This window comes from Stenotrophomonas sp. YJH_SMC_36 (assembly GCF_059369935.1).
In genome coordinates this window covers 69,523-87,399 of record NZ_JCAFTD010000006.1, presented here as the reverse complement: position 1 = coordinate 87,399, position 17,877 = coordinate 69,523, and the positions used below count along the sequence as shown (strand labels likewise).

Annotated in this window: 17 protein-coding genes and 2 tRNA genes; 15 read left to right on the top strand and 4 right to left on the bottom strand. The window is 68.1% G+C overall.

Features of this window, described 5'->3' with window-relative positions; all coding sequences use genetic code 11:
• Positions 1-11: 11 nt before the first annotated feature.
• The 9 genes from ccmC (at position 12) to AC5P76_RS12530 (ending at position 7,038) form a co-directional block, all read left to right on the top strand.
• On the top strand, positions 12-782 hold the full coding sequence (gene ccmC, locus AC5P76_RS12570) for a heme ABC transporter permease CcmC (protein ID WP_065181944.1): 771 nt from the start codon (positions 12-14) through the stop codon (positions 780-782).
• Positions 779-967 (top strand): heme exporter protein CcmD, encoded by a 189-nt coding sequence (ccmD, locus tag AC5P76_RS12565; protein ID WP_053516869.1) that lies wholly within the window; start codon positions 779-781, stop codon positions 965-967. The genes ccmC and ccmD overlap by 4 nt, the downstream gene beginning before the upstream one ends.
• On the top strand, positions 964-1,440 hold the full coding sequence (ccmE, locus tag AC5P76_RS12560; RefSeq protein ID WP_111186423.1) for a cytochrome c maturation protein CcmE: 477 nt from the start codon (positions 964-966) through the stop codon (positions 1,438-1,440). Before ccmD ends, ccmE begins: the two co-directional genes overlap by 4 nt.
• On the top strand, positions 1,441-3,360 hold the full coding sequence (locus AC5P76_RS12555) for a heme lyase CcmF/NrfE family subunit (protein ID WP_253119521.1): 1,920 nt from the start codon (positions 1,441-1,443) through the stop codon (positions 3,358-3,360).
• Between the two features lie 8 nt (positions 3,361-3,368).
• On the top strand, positions 3,369-3,986 hold the full coding sequence (locus tag AC5P76_RS12550; protein WP_053516864.1) for a DsbE family thiol:disulfide interchange protein: 618 nt from the start codon (positions 3,369-3,371) through the stop codon (positions 3,984-3,986).
• A 4-nt stretch (positions 3,987-3,990) separates the two neighbouring features.
• Positions 3,991-4,437, top strand: coding sequence for a cytochrome c-type biogenesis protein (locus AC5P76_RS12545; RefSeq protein WP_053516933.1), 447 nt, complete (start codon positions 3,991-3,993; stop codon positions 4,435-4,437).
• Positions 4,431-5,423: a tetratricopeptide repeat protein gene (locus AC5P76_RS12540; protein ID WP_429000971.1), complete on the top strand. Its 993-nt coding sequence runs from the start codon at positions 4,431-4,433 to the stop codon at positions 5,421-5,423. The genes AC5P76_RS12545 and AC5P76_RS12540 overlap by 7 nt, the downstream gene beginning before the upstream one ends.
• 161 nt (positions 5,424-5,584) lie before the next feature.
• On the top strand, positions 5,585-6,697 hold the full coding sequence (gene metX, locus AC5P76_RS12535; protein WP_111186426.1) for a homoserine O-acetyltransferase MetX: 1,113 nt from the start codon (positions 5,585-5,587) through the stop codon (positions 6,695-6,697).
• Complete coding sequence (locus AC5P76_RS12530) at positions 6,697-7,038, top strand: DUF1294 domain-containing protein (protein ID WP_053520347.1); 342 nt, start codon at positions 6,697-6,699, stop codon at positions 7,036-7,038. The genes metX and AC5P76_RS12530 overlap by 1 nt, the downstream gene beginning before the upstream one ends.
• A 13-nt stretch (positions 7,039-7,051) precedes the next feature.
• Here the strand turns inward: AC5P76_RS12530 and cydC are convergent, their stop codons facing one another.
• Positions 7,052-8,725, bottom strand: coding sequence for a thiol reductant ABC exporter subunit CydC (gene cydC / locus AC5P76_RS12525; RefSeq protein WP_253119496.1), 1,674 nt, complete (start codon positions 8,723-8,725; stop codon positions 7,052-7,054).
• Entirely contained in the window at positions 8,722-10,461 is a 1,740-nt protein-coding gene (cydD, locus tag AC5P76_RS12520; protein ID WP_253119493.1) for a thiol reductant ABC exporter subunit CydD, read from the bottom strand. The genes cydC and cydD overlap by 4 nt, the downstream gene beginning before the upstream one ends.
• Before the next feature lie 228 nt (positions 10,462-10,689).
• On the opposite strand from cydD, the gene AC5P76_RS12515 reads away from it, so the two are divergent.
• From AC5P76_RS12515 to AC5P76_RS12490, 6 genes are all read left to right on the top strand, one after another.
• The gene (locus AC5P76_RS12515) at positions 10,690-12,279 is read left to right on the top strand and encodes a cytochrome ubiquinol oxidase subunit I (RefSeq protein WP_053520344.1); all 1,590 of its coding nucleotides are present in this window, start codon (positions 10,690-10,692) and stop codon (positions 12,277-12,279) included.
• Positions 12,280-12,296: 17 nt separating this feature from the next.
• Positions 12,297-13,448 (top strand): cytochrome d ubiquinol oxidase subunit II, encoded by a 1,152-nt coding sequence (gene cydB, locus AC5P76_RS12510; RefSeq protein WP_053520343.1) that lies wholly within the window; start codon positions 12,297-12,299, stop codon positions 13,446-13,448.
• A 27-nt stretch (positions 13,449-13,475) separates the two neighbouring features.
• Positions 13,476-13,592, top strand: coding sequence for a cytochrome bd-I oxidase subunit CydX (cydX, locus tag AC5P76_RS12505; protein ID WP_053520342.1), 117 nt, complete (start codon positions 13,476-13,478; stop codon positions 13,590-13,592).
• Positions 13,593-13,647: 55 nt separating this feature from the next.
• Positions 13,648-13,724 (top strand) — tRNA-Pro (locus AC5P76_RS12500).
• A 140-nt stretch (positions 13,725-13,864) separates the two neighbouring features.
• Positions 13,865-13,941, top strand: a tRNA-Pro gene (locus AC5P76_RS12495).
• Between the two features lie 263 nt (positions 13,942-14,204).
• Positions 14,205-15,410, top strand: a complete 1,206-nt coding sequence (locus tag AC5P76_RS12490) for a CynX/NimT family MFS transporter (protein WP_197571224.1) — start codon at positions 14,205-14,207, stop codon at positions 15,408-15,410.
• Between the two features lie 38 nt (positions 15,411-15,448).
• Here AC5P76_RS12490 and AC5P76_RS12485 read toward each other — a convergent pair whose 3' ends face one another.
• Positions 15,449-16,720, bottom strand: coding sequence for a glutamate-5-semialdehyde dehydrogenase (locus tag AC5P76_RS12485; protein WP_253119491.1), 1,272 nt, complete (start codon positions 16,718-16,720; stop codon positions 15,449-15,451).
• Positions 16,717-17,874 (bottom strand): glutamate 5-kinase, encoded by a 1,158-nt coding sequence (gene proB, locus AC5P76_RS12480; protein WP_253119487.1) that lies wholly within the window; start codon positions 17,872-17,874, stop codon positions 16,717-16,719. Before proB ends, AC5P76_RS12485 begins: the two co-directional genes overlap by 4 nt.
• Positions 17,875-17,877 lie beyond the last annotated feature (3 nt).

Genomic DNA, 17,877 nt, shown 5'->3' with positions numbered 1-17,877 from the left:
AGCCGTCACGCATGAATCCGATTGTCCGCTGGTTCCACCAACTCGGTTCTCCGCCCACGTTCGATCGTTTCGCCGCCCGCTGGTCGCGGGTGTTCTACCTCGCGGCCGTGCCGGTCCTGCTTGTCGGAATCTGGCAGGCATTGCTGGTGGTGCCGCCGGAAGCCCGGCAGCTGGACAGTTTCCGCATCCTCTACATCCATGTGCCCAGCGCCTGGATGAGCCTGTTCGTATTCGCGCTGATGGCGCTGTACGCCGCCATTGCCCTGATCTGGCGGATCAAGGTCTGCGAGATCCTGGCCATGGCGTGCGCGCCGATGGGCGCGGGGTTCACGCTGATCACCCTGCTCACCGGCAGCATCTGGGGCAAGGGCACGTGGGGGACCTGGTGGGACTGGGACCCGCGCATGACCAGCGAACTGGTGCTGCTGTTCCTGTATCTGGGCGTGATCGGCCTGTACCACGCCATCGAGGATCGCCGCAGTGCCGCCCGTGCGGCCGGCCTGCTGGCCATCGTCGGCGTCAGCCTGCTGCCGGTGATCCGCTATTCCGTGGACTGGTGGGGTGGGTTGCACCAGCGCCAGTCGATCAACGTGTTCGGTGAATCGGCCATCGACAGTGCCATGATCGCCCCGCTGTGGTGGATGGTGATCGGTACCAAGTTCTGGTTCGCCGGTTCGGTGCTGGCCAAGGCGCGCGCCGACAATCTCGACCGCGAGGCCGGCAAGGCCTGGGTCGGTGGCCGCATCGACGCCGCGCAGGCTGCTGCGGAGAACCCGCAATGAGCCACCTGCCCTACGTGATCGGTGCGTACGCTGTGTTCGTGCTGGTGCTCTGCGCCGACGCGCTCGGTTCCTGGCTGCGCCTGCGCGCCGCCCGGCGCATGGCACAGGCCCGGCAGCAGCGGCAGCAGGCACGTGCCAGCGCCCAGGATGTCCCACCGTCGCTGTCCACGGAGCTGGAACGATGACACCGGTCCAACGCCGCCGCCTGGCCTGGGTCCTGCTGGCCCTGCTCGCTTCCGGCCTGGCCACCGCGCTGGTGGCGATGGCACTGGAGCGCAACATTGCTTACCTGTACACGCCCTCCGAAGTGCTGCGTGGCGACGTCGAGCCGCAATCTCGGTTCCGCCTCGGCGGCATGGTGGTGAAGGGTTCCTTCAATCGCCCGCCCGGCTCGCTGGAAGCCCACTTCCTGGTCACCGATGGCGATGCCCAGCTGGCGGTGACGACCTCGCGCATCCTGCCGGACATGTTCGCCGAAGGCACGGCCGTGGTCGCCAGCGGCCGCCTGCAGGAGGGCGCGCTGCAGAACGCCGTGTTCGTCGCCGACGAAGTGCTGGCCAAGCACGACGAGCAGTACGTGCCGAAGGAAGTGGCCGACAAGATGGGCCAGGCCCATCTCAAGCACGACGTGCCGGTGACGGCACCCGAGGTCCGCTGAGTGCTGCCCGAACTGGGTCAGATCCTGCTGCTGTGCGCACTGCTGGCGTCGCTGCTGCTGGCCGGCCTGCCGCTGGCCGGCGCCCATCGCGGCAACGCGGCGTGGATGGCGGTGGCACGGCCGGCCGCTTACGCGCAGCTGCTGCTGGTGGCCGGTGCATTCGCGGTGCTGACCGCCACCTTCGTGCAGCAGGACTTCTCGGTGCGCTACGTGGCCGAGAACTCCAACTCACTGCTGCCACTCATCTACCGCTACTCGGCGGTGTGGGGCGCGCACGAAGGCTCGCTGCTGATGTGGGCGCTGGTGCTGGCGCTGTGGACTGGAGCGGTCGCGCTGTTCTCACGGCACCTGCCCCGGCACGTGCAGGCGCGCGTGCTGGCGGTGATGGGCATCGTCAGCGTGGGCTTCCTCGCCTTCCTGATCTTCACCTCCAACCCGTTCCTGCGCTTGAACCCGGCCCCGCTGGAGGGCCGTGACCTCAATCCGCTGCTGCAGGATCCGGGGCTGATCATCCACCCGCCGATGCTGTACCTGGGCTACGTGGGTTTCGCGGTGCCGTTCGCCTTCGCCGTGGCCGCGCTGCTGGAGGGACGCGTGGACGCACGCTGGCTGCGCTGGACGCGGCCATGGACCAATGTCGCCTGGGCGTTCCTGACCCTGGGCATCGCCCTGGGCAGCTGGTGGGCCTACTACGAACTGGGCTGGGGCGGCTGGTGGTTCTGGGATCCGGTCGAGAACGCCAGCTTCATGCCATGGCTGGTCGGCGCCGCACTGATCCACTCCCAAGCGGTCACCGAGAAGCGCGGCACCTTCGGCAGCTGGACCCTGCTGCTGGCGATCGCCGCATTCGCGCTGTCGCTGCTGGGCACGTTCCTGGTGCGCTCCGGCGTGCTGACCAGCGTGCACTCGTTCGCCGCCGATCCTTCGCGGGGCCTGTTCATCCTCGTGTTCCTGTCACTGCTGGTGGGTGGAAGCCTGCTGCTGTACGCGCTGCGCGCGGGCCAGCTGAGCATCGACGCCGATGATGCCCGCCGCGGCTTCACCGCAACCTCGCGCGAAACGCTGCTGCTGGCCAACAACCTGCTGCTGGCCACCGCCTGCGCGATGGTCCTGCTCGGCACGCTGTACCCGCTGCTGGCCGATGCGCTGGCGCTGGGCAAGATTTCGGTCGGCCCACCCTACTTCGGCAGCCTGTTCCTGCTGTTGATGGCGCCGTTGGTGCTGCTGCTGCCCTTCGGCCCGCTGGTGAAATGGCAGCGCGACCAGCCTTCGCGCGCGATGGCCCTGCTCGCCCCCTGGTTCGGCCTGGCGGTACTGCTCGGTGCGCTGGCCTGGTGGCAGGCGCCGCAGAACGGATGGAAAGCCGGCATCGGCGTCGCCGCGGCGGCCTGGGTCGCGCTGGGCACCGCCCGCTTCGTCTGGCAGCGGTTGCGTGGCAATGGCCGCTTTACTGCCGAAATGCTCGGCATGATCGTTGCCCATGCCGGCGTCGCCGTGTTTCTGGCGGGCGCGTTGCTGGTGGAAGCGCTGAACGTGCAGCGCGAAGTGGCGCTGGCACCGGGCCAGCAGATCGGGGTCGGCGGTCACGAAGTGCGCTTCGAAGGCGTGGATCACCGCGAGGGCCCCAACTTCATTGCCGACCGCGGTCATCTGCGGGTGTTCCGCGACGGCCGCGAACTGGCCCTGCTGCATCCGGAGAAGCGGCAGTACGCCAGCGGTGGCCAGGTGATGACCGAGGCCGGCATCGATGCGCGCATCGGCGGTGATGTCTACGTGGCATTGGGTGAGCCGCTGGGCAACAATGCATGGGCGGTCCGCGTCCACATCAAACCGTTCGTGCGCTGGATCTGGCTGGGCGCGCTGCTGATGGCCCTGGGTGGATTCATCACCGCCGCTGACCGCCGCTTCCGTCGTCCGTAGGAGTTTCCATGTCCGAGTCCCCCGCCCCGCGCCCCTCCCGCCCGCTGCCGCCGGTCGCCATCGTTATCGGCGTGCTGTTCTTCTTCGGCCTGCTCGGGTTGATGATCTACGGCGTGATGAAGTCGGGCGACCCGCAGCGCGACGTGCTGCCTTCGGCCCTCATCGACAAGCCCGCCCCCGCCTTCGCGCTGCCGGTGCTGCACGATCCGCAGATGATCGTGCGCAGCGAAGAACTGCGCGGTGCGCCCTATCTGCTGAACGTCTGGGGCAGCTGGTGCGCGGCCTGCCGCGAGGAACACCCGGTACTCACCCGTTTCGCCGAGAGCAAGCGCGTGCGCGTGATCGGCTACAACTGGAAAGACGACCCCACCGATGCCCTGCACTGGCTGGAACAGCTGGGCAATCCGTTCATGGTCGTGCTCAGCGACATCGAAGGCCGTACCGCGATCGACTGGGGCGTAACGGCCGCGCCGGAGACCTTCCTCGTCGACGGCAGCGGCATCGTGCGCTGGAAGTACAGCGGAGCGATGACGCAGAAGGTGGTCGACGAGAAGCTGATCCCGGCGCTGGAGAAGATCGAGAAGGCTCAGAACGATGCGGCCGGTTCGCAGCGCGTTGCTCCGTAGCGGCCTGCGCGGGCTGCTGGTACTGCTGCTGGCCGGGTCGTTGCCCGGCCTGGCGCAGCAACCACTGCATGACCCAAAGCCGCTGCAGTTCCGTGATGCAGCGGAGGAGCGTCGTTTCCACGACCTCGCCGCGCAGCTGCGCTGCGTGCAGTGCCAGAACCAGTCGCTGGCCGATTCCAACGCCCAGATCGCCCAGGACCTGCGCCGGGAGGTACTGCAGCTGATGCAGCAGGGCCATGACGATACGCAGATCAAGCGCTTCCTCGTCGCCCGCTATGGCGACTTCGTGCTTTACCAGCCCCCACTGCAGCCGGGCACCTGGTTGCTGTGGGGTGGTCCGCTGCTGGTACTGGGCGCCGGCGCGCTGGTGGTGGTGGGCATCGTCCGCCGTCGTGCCCGTACCGTGGCCGCCGCACCGCCGACATCGGCCGACGTGGGAGAGGACTGGTGAACGATTGGCTGCTTTTCGCGGCTGCCGCCAGCGCTGCGCTCACTGCGCTGCTGGTGTTGTGGCCGCTGCGGCGGCAAGGCCGCACCGGCTTCCTCGTCGCCGTGGCTGCCGTGGGCATCGCCGGCGCCTGCCTGTACCAGCTGGTGGGGAACCCGCAGGCGGCACGGGTGCAGCCGGCGCCATCGGTGGCGACCCTGCGCGAGGGCGTGCAGGCCCTGCAGGGCGCGCTGCAGCGCGATCCACAACGTGCCGATGGCTGGGCCCTGCTCGGCCGCTCGCAAAGCGAACTGGGCAACGCCGCCGCGGCTGCCGAAGCCTTCGCACGCGCGGTGGCACTGGCACCGGACGACCCGGGCGTGCTGGTGGAAGCGGCACAGGCGCGCGCCCAGGCCGATGCCGGAAAGCAGTTCGACGACACCGCCGTATTGTGGCTGCAGCGGGCGCGCACGCTGGCGCCCGAAGCCGAACGGGCCAGCTGGCTGCTCGGCATCGCCCTGCGCCAGCGCGGCCGCAACAGCGAAGCCGCCGATGTCTGGAGTGGCCTGCTGCCGCACCTGGAACCGGGTGCCGCGCAGGCGCTGCAGGCACAGATCGCCATTGCCCGCGAAGCGGCCGCACAGGCGCATGATCCGGCCCCGGCGACCTCGCCTGCACTGCTGCAGGTGCGTGTGCAGCTGCCCACCTCCGTGCAGCATGCGCAATGGCCGGCGGGCGCGCAGATCTTCGTGCTGGCACGTGCGGTCGGCGGCCCGCCGATGCCGGTCGCGGTGCGCAAGCTGCCCCTGGCCGGTTTTCCCGGCACGGTCGGACTTGGCGACGGCGACAGTCCAATGCCCACCGCTCCCCTGTCAGCGCATCGCGAGGTGGAAGTACTGGCGCGGATCTCGCGCAGTGGCAGTGCCAATCGCGGCGACGGTGACCTGCAGAGCCTGCCGGTAAAGGTGACCCTGCCGCATGAGGATGTGGTGGAACTGCGGTTTCCGTAACACCGCACCGCTGCGCTCGCCGGGCACGGCCCGGCGCTACCTGTGCGCTTGCCATCGGTAGCGCCGGGCCATGCCCGACAGAGGGTTGGCGTGCGACATTCGCCCGCTGATGGAAACCAGCGTGTCGCCAGCTCCACATGTGGCCCCGCTAGAATGCCCGCATGACCGAATTCATTCCGCCCGGCACCCGCTTCCATGCCCTGCCTTCGCCCTTCCCGTTCAAGCGCGGCGGCGCCCTGCACGGTGCGCGCGTGGCCTACGAGACCTGGGGCACGCTGGCTGCCGATGGGGGCAACGCGATCCTGATCGTCACCGGCCTGTCGCCGGACGCACATGCCGCCGGCAACGCAGGCAATCCCGCACCGGGCTGGTGGGAGGCGATGCTCGGGCCGGGCAAGCCGATCGATACCGACCGCTGGTTCGTGGTCTGCGTGAACTCGCTGGGCAGCTGCAAGGGCTCGACAGGACCGGCATCGATCAATCCGGCGACCGGCGAACCGTACCGACTCGACTTTCCCGAACTGTCGATCGAAGACGGCGCACGCGCCGCCGTCGAGGTGGTGCGTGCGCTGGGTATCGAACGGCTGGCCTGCGTGATCGGCAACTCGATGGGCGGCATGACCGCGCTGGCGGTGCTGATGCTGCATCCGGGAATCGCGCGCAGCCACATCAACATTTCCGGCAGTGCGCAGGCGCTGCCGTTCTCCATCGCCATCCGATCGCTGCAGCGGGAAGCGATCCGTCTCGATCCACGCTGGAACAGTGGCCGCTACGACGACACCCAGTACCCTGAATCCGGCATGCGCATGGCGCGCAAGCTGGGGGTGATCACCTACCGCTCGGCGCTGGAATGGGACGGCCGCTTCGGTCGCGTGCGCCTGGATTCGGACCAGGCCGACGACGATCCGTTCGGCCTGGAGTTCCAGGTCGAAAGTTATCTCGAAGGCCACGCGCGCCGCTTCGTGCGCTTCTTCGATCCGAACTGCTATCTGTACCTGAGCCGCTCGATGGACTGGTTCGACCTGGCCGAATATGCCGATGGCGATGTCATGGCTGGACTGGCCAGGATCCGTGTGGACAAGGCGCTGGCCATCGGTGCCAACACCGACATCCTGTTCCCGGTGCAGCAGCAGCAGCAGGTGGCCGACGGCCTGCGCGCCGGCGGCGCCGATGCACGCTTCATCGGACTGGACTCGCCGCAGGGCCATGATGCCTTCCTGGTCGATTTCGATCGGTTCGGCCCGGCTGTTCGCAGCTTCCTCGACACGCTCTAGTGGGATGGCGGCGTCATCTCGCGCTGGCCGCCTTCGGCGCGCTGATCGCACTGACGATCAGCGGCGTTCTGCCCCTGTGGCTGGGCGGCTGGTGCCTGCTGGCCAGTGCCGTGTCGTTTGGCCTGTATGGCCATGACAAGCGCGCCGCACAACGCAACCACCGGCGCATTCCGGAACGGACACTCCAACTGCTGGCCTTCGCCGGCGGCTGGCCTGGCGCATTGCTGGGCCAGGCGACGTTCCGCCACAAGCATCGCAAAGCCGCATTCCAGTGGGTATTCGGGTTGTGCGTGCTGGCCAATGTGGCCTCGATCGCCGTGATGCTGCGCGAATTTTCCTGATGAGGCGCGCCGCTCACGCCTCGCGGATCAGCGCGCCATCGCGCAACCGGTACTGCGCGTCGACCACGCCATCGGGCAGGTCGTCATGGGTGATCATCAACAGGCTGCGACCGTCCAGCAGGCCAGCCAGATCCTGCAGCAGGGCATGGGCCGTGTCCACGTCCAGGCCTTCGGTCGGTTCGTCCAGCAACAGGATCGGCGCGTTGCGCAACAGCGCGCGGGCCAGCGCCAGGCGTCGCGCCTGACCCGCGGACATCGTCGCACCGTTCTCGCCAACCCAGGCCAGCAGGCCACCATTGCGCTCGGCCCACTCGCCCAGCCGCACCCTGTGCAACACCGCCCACAGTGCAGCATCGTCGGCATCAGGATCCCCCAGGCGCAGGTTCTCCGCCACGCTGCCGGCGAACACCGGGGCGTTCTGCGGCAGCCAGGCCAGCTGCCGATGCCAATCGGCCTGGGCGAAATCACGCAGGTCCCGCCCGCCATAGGTCAGCCGGCCCTGCTGCGGATCCCACAGGCGCAGCAGCAGGCTGGACAACGTGGTCTTGCCGCAGCCACTATCGCCACGGATCGCGATGCGCTCGCCGGGCGCCAACGTCAGCTGCAGCCCGCGCAGCACCGGGCGTACCGCCCCCGGCCACTGGAAGTGGACGTCATCCCAGTGCACGCGTGCGTGCACCGGAACCGGCTGCGGTGCCAGCGGTTCGTCCACGGCCGGCGGCTGCTCGACGATGGACTGCAGGCGATCGGCCGAGATGCGACCGGACTGCAACGACTGCCATGCCAGGCCCATCCCCGCCCACAGCTCGATCAGCGCCACCGTCAGGAACACCAGTCCGGCTGCCATTTCAGCGGCGATGCGCTGCTGCTCGGCCGCATGCAGGGCCAGTGCCAGCATGGCCACCAGGCCAAGTCCGGCCACGCTGCCGTGCAGTGTCGACGCGGCGATCAGGCGCCAGCGGCGACGGCGATCACGCGCGGCCAACTGCTTGGCGGCCACCCGCACCTTCAGCTGCCACGCCGCATCGGCATGCAGCGCCGCCAGATCGCCAGCGCCTTCCAGTCCTTCAAACGCGGCAGTGCGCAGTGCGGCTCGATGCGCGGCGCGATCCGCTTCCTCGCCATCGCGGCCACGCACGCCCAGCCACGGCACACCGAAGGCAATCAGCGCGGCCAGCACCGCCAGCAGCACCGCTGCGGACGGCAGGATCATCGCCGCCGACAGCACGGCCACCATCGACAGGGCACCCAGCGCGACCAGCGGGCCCAGCGCGCGGACCAGCAGGCCGTCCACTTCACCGATATCACCGAGCAGGCGCGCGAGCAGCTCGCCGGTGCGGGTGGCACCCAGCCGCGCGGGCGCCAGTGGCAGGGCGCGCCGGAAGAACCATACCCGCAGGTCACGGGCGATGCGCAACGTGGCATCGTGGCCAACCAGCTTCTCGAAATAACGGGAAACGATGCGTGCCATGGTCAGGCCACGGATGCCGGCCGAAGGTGAAAAGAAGTTGAAGCCCTGGCCGAGACCGGCGGCACCGGCCAGCGCCGCTGCGGTGAGGAAGCCACCGGACAGGCCAAGCAGGGCGGTACCTGCCAGCATCGTGGTCCACAGCAGCAGCATGGTCAGCAGCAGACGCGGCCGCTGCTGCAGGAACACCGCACGCAGCGTATCGGGCGAGCGGCTCATGCGTGCACCGCCTGCGCCGGCTCGACCAGACGTCCTTCCGGCAGCAGCAGGCAGCGATCAGCCCAGGCGATCACGGCCGGGCTGTGGGTGGCAACCACCACGCTGCGGCCACGCGCGTAGGCGGCAAGACTGCGCAGCAGCGCTGCTTCGGTATCTGCATCGAGGAAGGCGGTCGGCTCATCCAGCAACAGCACCTGCGGATCGCGCAGCAGCAGGCGGGCCAGGCCGATGCGTCGTGCCTCGCCCCCGGACAGGCCGAAGCCGCGTTCACCGATGATCGTGTCCAGCCCCTGCGGCAACCCCTGCGCGAACGTGAGCACCTGCGCTGCCTCGGCCACCGCGCGCAATCGTGCATCACTGGCGCCAGGATCGGCCAGCCGCAGGTTGTCGGCGATGCTGCCGTGGAACAGATAGGGGCGCTGGCTGGCATAGGCCACCTGCACGCCGGGGCGCAGCATCAGCCTGCCCTCGCGCGGCGGCAGCCAGCCGGCCAGTGCCTCCAGCAGCGTGCTCTTGCCGCTGCCGCTGGCACCCACCAGTGCCAGCCGCTGGCCTGGCTCCAGCAGCACATCCACGCCCTGCAGCACATCCTGTGACGCGCCCAGCGGGCGCAGCACCAGGCCCTGCGCCTGCAGCGGCGGCAGTGCGGCCTCGGCCGGCTCCACTGCCAGCGGCACGACCTCGTTCTCGATCAATCCCTGCTCATCCGGCAACGACTGCAGCAGGCGCTCCACTTCGGCTGCCGCGGCCAGCGCGTTGGCACGATCGTGATAATGCGCGGCCAGTCGTCGCAGCGGCGCGTAGAATTCCGGCGCCAGCAGCAGGCAGAACAGGCCTGCGCCCAACGTCGGCACGGCCGCATGCAGCGACATCATGCCCAGATAGCTCAAGCCCAGGTACAGCGCAACCATCGCCACGCTGACGGAAGCGAAGAACTCCAGCACCGTGGACGACAGGAACGCGATCCGCAGCACTTTCATCGTGCGCAGCCGCACGCCCTCGGCAGCGGCTTCTATGCCCGCCAGCTCGGCCTCGCCCCGTCCGTACACGCGCAGCAGGCCCAGGCCCTTGATACGGTCGGCGAAATGGCCGCTCATGCGCGCCAGCTCACCCAGCTGCGCGCGACCTGCCGCTTCGGCGCCCCACCCCACCAGCATCATGAAGAACGGCACCAGCGGCGCCGTGAACAGCAGGATCAGCGCCACCACCCAATCCACCCAGGCCACCGCGGCCAGGATCAGCACGGGCACCACCACCACTTCAGTGCGCACCGGCAGGAAACCGCTGTAATAATTCTCGATCGCATCACCGTGATGCAGCAGCAGCTCGCCCAGCTCGCCGGTGCGGCGCTGCCGCAGCCACAGCGGCCCGTGGCCGAGCAGGCGCGCGAACACGCGCTCGCGCAGGGCCAGGCGGGCAGTGTCGGCAACATCGCCGGCGGCAGCCTGGGTCGCGCTGCCCAATGCCGTGCGCAGCAACAGGATCAGCGCCAGTGCGGCCAGCACCGGCAGGCCCGAGGACAGCGGCGCCTGCTCCACCAGCACCTGCTGCACCAGCCAGGCGATGGCGGCGGCCTGGCCGATCAGCAGCGCGCCGGACAGGCTGATGCATACGGCCGCCAGGCGCTGGCGGCCCCGTGCCCCCCGCGCAAGGTCGGCCAGCCACGCGCTGCGGGCACGCCGCTGCCGGTTCGTCTCTGCTTCCGGCGAAAGGACGGTCGGTTCGGCAGCGCTCAAAGGGTCTTCACAGGGAGTGGAGGATGGATGGCATTGTAGGCACAGGCAACAGCCTCCCCCTGCGGCCAGGGGTCGCAGTTTTCACAGGGCCCGCATACGATCTCTTCGCGTACCTGTTCATACATTGATCTGGATCAAGGCTGTCTGAAGTAGTCGGTCACATCATTCACGTCGTAGACCACCCTTCCCGCCACCTGCAACGGCACTATCCAACGAGGTAGCCAGGCCATGATTGATCAGACAGTCGTAGAACTGTCGCGGCTGCAATTCGCGCTGACCGCGATGTACCACTTCCTATTCGTACCACTCACCCTGGGCCTGTCGTTCATGGTCGCCATCATGGAGAGTGTCTACGTGATGACCGGCAAGGAGATCTGGCGCCGGATGACCCTGTTCTGGGGCGTGCTGTTCGGCATCAACTTCGCCATGGGCGTGGCCACCGGCATCGTCATGGAATTCCAGTTCGGCATGAACTGGTCGTACTACAGCCATTATGTGGGTGACATCTTCGGTGCGCCGCTGGCGATCGAAGGGCTGATGGCCTTCTTCCTGGAAGCCACCTTCGTCGGCCTGTTCTTCTTCGGCTGGAACCGCCTGAGCAAGGTCAAGCACCTGACGGTCACCTGGCTGATGGCGCTGGGCACCAACCTGTCGGCGGTGTGGATCCTGATCGCCAACGGCTGGATGCAGAACCCCACCGGCGCGGTGTTCAACCCGGAAACCATGCGCATGGAAGTGGTCGATTTCATGGCCGTGGTGTTCAACCCGGTGGCGCAGGCCAAGTTCGTGCATACCGTCAGCGCCGGCTACGTGACCGGCGCGGTGTTCGTGATGTCGATCAGTGCCCTGTTCCTGCTGCGCAACAAGCACAAGGACCTGGCCCGCCGTTCGTTCGCGGTGGCCGCTGCGTTCGGCCTGCTGTCATCGCTGTCGGTGGTGGTGCTGGGCGATGAGAGTGGCTACGCCGCCAGCGAGCACCAGAAGATGAAGCTGGCCGCGATCGAGGCGATGTGGGAGACCGAGCGTGCCCCGGCGGACTTCACCGCCTTCGGCATTCCCAACCAGCAGACGCACCAGAACGACTATGCGGTGAAGATCCCATACCTGATGGGCCTGATCGCCACCCGTTCGCTGGACCAGCCGATCCCGGGCATCCTGGAACTGGTGGAGCGCGCCGAGCACCGCGTACGCGGCGGCCAGCTCGCCTACGGTGCGCTGGAGCGCCTGCGCGCCAACAAGAACGACGTCGAAGCCCGTGAGATGTTCGACCGCCACTGGCAGGATCTGGGCCATGGGCTGCTGCTCAAGCGCTACCGCGAGGACATCCTCAACGCCACCCCCGAGCAGATCTCGCAGGCGGCAATGGATACCGTGCCGCGCGTGATGCCGCTGTTCTGGACCTTCCGCGTGATGGCAGGCCTGGGCTTCTACCTGATCGCCTTCTTCGCATTGGCCTTCTACTACTCGTGCCGCAACAACTTCCAGGACAAGCGCTGGTTCCTCACGCTGGCCCTGTGGACGCTGCCGGCACCGTGGATCGCGATCGAATGCGGCTGGTTCGTGGCCGAGTACGGCCGTCAGCCCTGGGCGGTTGATGGCGTGCTGCCGACGTTCTACGCGGCATCGGGCCTGGCCCTGCACCAGATCGTGCTGACCCTGGCCGGCTTCACCGCGATCTACACCGCACTGATCGTGGTCGAGATCAAGCTGATGCTCAAGGCGATCCGCAAGGGTCCGGACGAGGTGCTGCCGTCGCTGCAGTCGCCCCGCCCGCATGCTTCCCACAATGCCGCAGCGCCGGCCGCCGGCCAGGCCTGAGGCAGGAGAAAACCAAGATGGATTTCATTCTTCTGGACTACACCACGCTGCGCGTGATCTGGTGGCTGCTGCTCGGCATCCTGCTGATCGGCTTCGCGGTGATGGATGGTTTCGACCTGGGAGTGGGCACGCTGCTGCCTTTCGTGGCCCGCACCGACGCCGAGCGCCGGCTGGTGATCAACACCATCGGCCCGGTATGGGAAGGCAACCAGGTGTGGCTGATCCTGGGTGGCGGTGCGATCTTCGCCGCCTGGCCGCCGCTGTACGCGGTCAGCTTCTCAGGCTTCTACCTGGCGATGTTCGTCATCCTGTTTGCCCTGATCCTGCGCCCGGTCGGCTTCAAGTTCCGCAGCAAGATGCCGGGCGAGCGCTGGCGCAACACCTGGGACTGGGCGCTGTTCATCGGCGGCTTCATCCCTGCGCTGATCATGGGCGTGGCGGTGGGCAACGTCCTGCTGGGCGTGCCGTTCCACTTCGATGACAGCATGCGCATCTTCTACACCGGCTCGTTCTTCGGGCTGCTGATGCCGTTCGCGCTGCTGGCCGGCCTGCTCAGCGTTTCCATGCTGGTGGCCCACGGTGCCGCGATGCTGGTGATCAAGACCGATGGCCCGGTGGCTGAACGCTCGGCACGCTTTGGCAGCATTGCCGCGCTGATCGCCTTCGCACTGTTCGCGGTGGGGGGAGCCTGGGTGGCCTTCGGCCTGCCGGGCTACCAGATCACCTCGCAGGTGATCACCGACGGCGCCACCAACCCGCTGCTGAAGAGCGCCGAGCTGGGCGCGGCCGGCGGCTGGATGCGCAACTACAGCACCATGCCGGCGACCCTGCTGGCGCCGCTGGTCGGCCTGCTTGGCCTGCTCGCCAGCGCGGTGCTGCTGCGTGCCCGTCGCGGCGGCCTGGCCTTCATCGCCTCCGGCGCAGCCATCGCCGGCATCATCCTGACCGTCGGCTTCGCGATCTTCCCGTTCCTGCTGCCGTCCTCCAGCCAGCCCACCTCCAGCCTGACCGTGTGGGATGCCTCGTCCAGCCATCTGACCCTGTGGATCATGCTGCTGGCCACGGTGGTGTTCCTGCCGATCATCCTCGCCTACACCACCTGGGTGTACCGCGTGCTCAAGGGCAAGACCACCAGCGATGAAATGGGCAGCAACCCCAACGCCTACTGATCCCCTGCCTCCCAAGGAGAACCGAACATGTGGTATTTCGCCTGGATCCTCGGCGCCGGCCTCGCCTCGACGGTCGCCATCCTCAACGGCATGTGGTTCGAAGCCCGCGAACAGAACCGCATCGACACCGAGAATCGTCGCTGAAATGTAAAAAAACCTTGCCGCCCAGGCCTTCACACGGTATCTTAGGCGGCTCCTTCGGGGTGTAGCTCAGTCTGGTAGAGCGCTACGTTCGGGACGTAGAGGTCGCAGGTTCGAATCCTGTCTCCCCGACCACTTCGGTGGTCGCATTGAAGCCTGGTGAAGTCGTCCAGGCTTTTTTGTTCCCTGAAGAGCCGCTGCCCCGGCAGCGTGAAGGAAACGGCGTTCACCCCTTGCCGCCATCGGGGTGAATGGCTAGAATAGGCGGCTCCCTTCGGGGTGTAGCTCAGTCTGGTAGAGCGCTACGTTCGGGACGTAGAGGTCGCAGGTTCGAATCCTGTCTCCCCGACCATTCCGGTGGTCACCAAGAAGCCTGGAAGACGCCATCGTCCTCCGGGTTTTTTTGTGTCTGCCGTCCAGCGACCCGCCGGACGCGACGCCGGAGAGGCGCGCCGCAGCGCGCCGGAAGGTGCCGATAGCGACAGATTGCGCCGACGGGACCTCGCCTCGCCAGCCACGTACAATGATGTCCACTCCCCCACCTGCCGCGTCGGCGTAGACCGATGCCGGCGCTGCACGCCACTGTGGCGGCGTGCGACACCTGCAAGGACCACCATGAGCTCCTCCTCACCCGAATCGCCGTCGCTGCTGCACGGCCGCGTTCTGGCATTCGCCGCCATCCTGCTGGCGGCGGTCAACCTGCGCACTGCCGTCACCTCGATCACCCCGCTGCTGGACGTACTGGGCCAGCAGTTCGGATTCGGCACCACCATGACCGGCGTACTGGGCATGCTGCCGACCGCCTCGTTCGCGCTGTTCGGCGTGGCCACGCCGGCTGTGGCCCGGCGCCTGGGCCTGGAGCGCACCACCCTGTTGGCGATGATCCTGGCCACGGCAGGCCTGCTGCTGCGCTCCAGCGCCGGCAACGTCGGCACCCTGTTGCTGGGCGCAGTCGTCGCGCTGGCTGGAATGGGCATCGGCAACGTGGTGGTGCCGCCGCTGGTGAAGCGCTATTTCGCCAACAAGGTCGGCACCATGAGCACGCTCTACATCAGCGTGCTGCAGCTGGGCACCATGCTGCCGGCACTGCTGGCGGTGCCGGTGGCCAGCGCGGCCGGCTGGCGCGTATCGCTGGGCATGTGGGCATTGCTGGCATTGGCCGCCGCGCTGCCGTGGCTGGTACTGGCCAGGCGCGCGCCGAAGCCGCAGTCCGACGCTGCCGATCCCACCGCGCAGCCTCACGGCAAGGTCTGGCGCACCTCGTTGGGCTGGAGCATGACGCTGATGTTCGGCATGACATCGTTGATGACCTATTCGATGTTCACCTGGCTGCCGCGCATCGTGGTCGAAGCCGGCGCCACACCTGCGTTCGGTGGGGTGATGGTGGCGGTGTTCTCGGCGCTGGGCCTGTTGCCGTCGCTGGTCATTCCGTCGATGGCGGTGCGCCTGCAGAATCCGTTCCCGCTGGTCCTGATCGGCTATTCGTCATTCGTGATCGCCTTTGCCGGCCTGCTGCTGGCCCCCATGAAGGCGCCGCTGCTGTGGGCCTGCCTGCTCGGCGTGGGCCCCTCGACCTTCCCGCTGGCGCTGACCCTGATCAACCTGCGCACGCGTACCCCGACCGGTTCCGCCGCGCTGTCCGGCTTCATGCAGGGCGTGGGTTACAGCTTCAGCTGCCTGGGTCCGTTCCTGGTCGGTTGGCTGCATACCGTCAGCAACGGCTGGACGCTGCCGTTCGGCTTCCTGTTCGGCTGCGCCACGCTGATGCTGTGCGCATCGTGGGTGGCCTGCAAGCCGCGAAAGCTGGAAGACCTCTGGTAAAACGGCTCGCCGCCGGCGCAGGCCTGGCGGCTGCCGGGTCAGACCCGCGTCTGACCCTCGCCGCGGACCACGAAGCGCTCGACCGTCAGTGCCTCCAGCCCCATCGGACCATAGGCATGCAGGCGCGTGGTGGAGATGCCGATCTCGCTGCCCAGCCCAAGCTGGCCGCCGTCCGAAAAGCGCGAGGACGCGTTGACCATCACCACCGCCGAGCGCAGCGCATTGACGAACCGCTCGGCATTGACGGCATCGGTGGTCGCGATCACTTCGGTGTGATCGGAGGTGTAGCGGCGGATATGGGCGATTGCCGCATCGAGATCATCGACCACGCGCACGGCCAACACCAGATCGAGGAATTCGGCTGCGTAGTCCTCGTCGGTCGCCTCGGTGCTGCCCGGCAGCAACGGACGCGCGTGGGCATCCGCGCGCAGTTGTACGCCCCGTTCGCCAAGCGACTGCGCCACGCGCGGCAGGAACTCCGCCGCCACGCGCCGATGCACCAGCAGCGTCTCCAGTGAATTGCATGCGGCCGGCCGGCTGCACTTGCCATCGACCAGCAGGCCGATGGCCTGGTCGAGATCGGCGCTGGCGTCCACGAACAGATGGCAGACGCCCTTGTAGTGCTTGATCACCGGCACGCGCGCGTGTTCGGCGACAAAGCGGATCAGGCCTTCGCCGCCCCGCGGAATCGCCAGGTCGATCAGCTCGTGCAGCTGCAGCAGCTCCAGCATCGCCTCACGCCGCAGGTCGGTCAGTACAGTCACCGCTGCGGGGGGAACACCGTTGGCCTGCAACGCACCGGCCAATGCCTGGGCAATGGCGGTATTGGAATGGATCGCCTCGGAGCCACCACGCAGGATCACGCCGTTGCCTGCCTTCAGGCACAGTGCGGCCGCTTCGGCGGTCACGTTCGGGCGCGCCTCGTAGATCATCGCGATCACGCCCAGCGGCACCCGCACTTTCTGCACGCGGATGCCATTGGGGCGGACGTCGTCGCGGGTCACCTGCCCGACTGGATCGGGCAACGCGGCAACCTCACGCACCGCGTCGGCCATCGCCAGCAGACGCGGCGGGTCCAGTGCCAGCCGGTCCAGCATGGCACTGCCGACGCCCTTGTCGCGCGCGGCGGCCAGGTCGCGCGCATTGCCGGCCAGGATCTGGCCGGCATTCACTTCCAGTGCCTGTGCCATGGCCTGCAGCAGCGCGCGACGCGCTTCGCTGTCGAGGCCTGCAACCGCCTGGGCCGCGTCACGGCAGGCGCGTGCCTGTGCTTGGATGTCACTCATCGGGGTGTCCTGCGGTCCGGTCATGGCAGCACCAGATCGTCACGATGGACGACGCTGCCCCCATAGTTGTAGCCCAGTACGGCCTGGATGTCGCGCGAATGGCGGCCAGCGATGCGGCGCACGTCGTCAGCCGCGTACTGGCTGACACCACGGGCAACGCAGACCCGCCCTTCGGCGGTGTTCCAGCACACCTGCACCATATCGCCCCGGCGGAAATCACCGTCGGCACTGGTGATGCCACCGGGCAGCAGCGAGGCGCCCTTCTCACGCATCGCCTGCGCCGCGCCCGCGTCGATCACGATCGCGCCATCGGCCAGGGGGGCATGGCGCAGCCAGTGCTTGCGCGCCGCTTCACGGCTGCGTGCGGCATGGATCCGGGTGCCGAACAGGCGATCCTGCGCCAGCGCGCGCACCACCTCGCCGCTGCGGCCGTTGAACAGATAGGTTTCGATACCCAGCCGGCCGGCCTTGGCTGCGGCCTCCAGCTTGGTACGCATGCCCCCGGTGCCCGCGCGCGAGCCGGCGCCGCCGGCCATCGCCAGCACGTCCGGGCCCAGTTCCGGCACATCGTGCAGCGGCCGTGCGTCGGCCACGGTGCGCGGATCGGCGCTGTACAGGCCATCGATGTCGGTGGCGATGAACAATGCGTCGGCATCGACCAGCGCCGCCACGGTCGCGGCCAGGTTGTCGTTGTCGCCGAGCTTGAGTTCATCCACCGAGACGGTGTCGTTCTCGTTCACCACCGGCAGCGCACCCAGCCGCAGCAGTTCGGTGAGGGTGGCGCGGGCGTTGAGGTAGCGGCGGCGGTTGCGCAGGTCGTCGTGGGTCAGCAGCACCTGCGCGACCGGGCGCTCGAAGAAGCGCTGCCACAGGCCGATCAGCTGCGCCTGGCCAAGCGCAGCCAGTGCCTGCCGCGCGGCCATCGCAGCGCCCGGCGCATCGGCACGCGGCAGGATCGCGCGGCCGGCGGCGACCGCGCCCGACGAGACGATCACCACTTCGCGGCCAGCCAGCACATTGGCCGAGACGAACTGGGCCAGGCCAAGCGCGTGGCGTGGCGACAGGCCGCCTCCATCGGCAGCGAGCAGGCTGCTGCCCACCTTCAGGACGGCACGTCGCCATGGCGGCAGCGCCTGTTCGGGAAACGGCGAAGCGACGGGGGCGGCGTGCGGGGTCATGGC